The sequence below is a fragment of the Collimonas sp. GW821-FHT07E08 genome (assembly GCF_059418905.1).
In genome coordinates this window covers 1-878 of the sequence record NZ_JBWKQR010000055.1, presented here as the reverse complement: position 1 = coordinate 878, position 878 = coordinate 1, and the positions used below count along the sequence as shown (strand labels likewise).

The window sequence follows — 878 nt, the reverse complement described above, 5'->3', positions numbered from 1 at the left end:
TCATGCGCCTGGGTGCCCAGGGCCGCCAGGCGGTTGCCCAGGTCGCGGTTCAAAGCCTGCGACTGCTGGAAAGTCAGTGCCTGGGCCGAGGCGTGGATCTGCCCCGACAGGCTGTCCAGCACCTGCCCCGCCACCGCGATGCTGGCGCTCTTCTGCAACGCCGCGGCGCTGGCCAGGAATTCGCCGTTCACCCCCGCCGTATTGCCGCTGGCGACCATCTGGTCCGCCGCCTGCAAGCCGGCCTCCAGGTTCGCCGCCGCATTGTTGCGGGTCGCGTCCCCTTTGAAAGCGGCCGCCGCCATGACGACGGCATTGGTGCGGCTGATCTGCAAATCCACTTCCCTGGCCTGGTAGGACAGGTTCGCCGCAATGAACACGCCCGGCGTAAAAGCAACGCCATCGGCCTCGAAGCTGATATCGCTGAACTGTCCGCTGACGCCGCCTGCCGCGGTCAGCACCTTGCCGGCCGCGCCCGCCTGCTGCGTCACATACCCGGAAGGATCCGCGCTGCCGCCGGGCGTGGTCGCGACCAGGTGCGAATTGCCCAGGATCGCCGCACCGCCCACCGTCAGCGTGGTGTTGAGCTGGTTCGCCAGCACCGCGCCCGGCGTGGCGACGTAATTGCCGCCGATGGCAAGGCCGGCGCCGCGGTTGTCGACCCGGCCGCTGTTGCTGACATTGCCATGGATGCGGCCGCCATCGCCGCCCAGCCGGCCTGCCGCGCTGACATTGACGCTGGAAGCGACCGAACCGGTGATGTTCAGGCTGCCGCCGAGGATGTTGCTGGCGCCCTGGTAGGTATTGTTGCCGGCCAGGGTCAGCTGGCCGCTGCCGCTCTTGTTGAGGCCGGCGTCGCCGCCGATATCGTTCCTGAACAC

Annotated in this window: 1 protein-coding gene; it reads right to left on the bottom strand. The window is 68.6% G+C overall.

All coding sequences use genetic code 11. The features are described from left to right. On the bottom strand, window positions 1-878 hold an 878-nt coding region (locus AC07RZ_RS24125), incomplete at both ends, for an autotransporter-associated beta strand repeat-containing protein (RefSeq protein WP_494669872.1).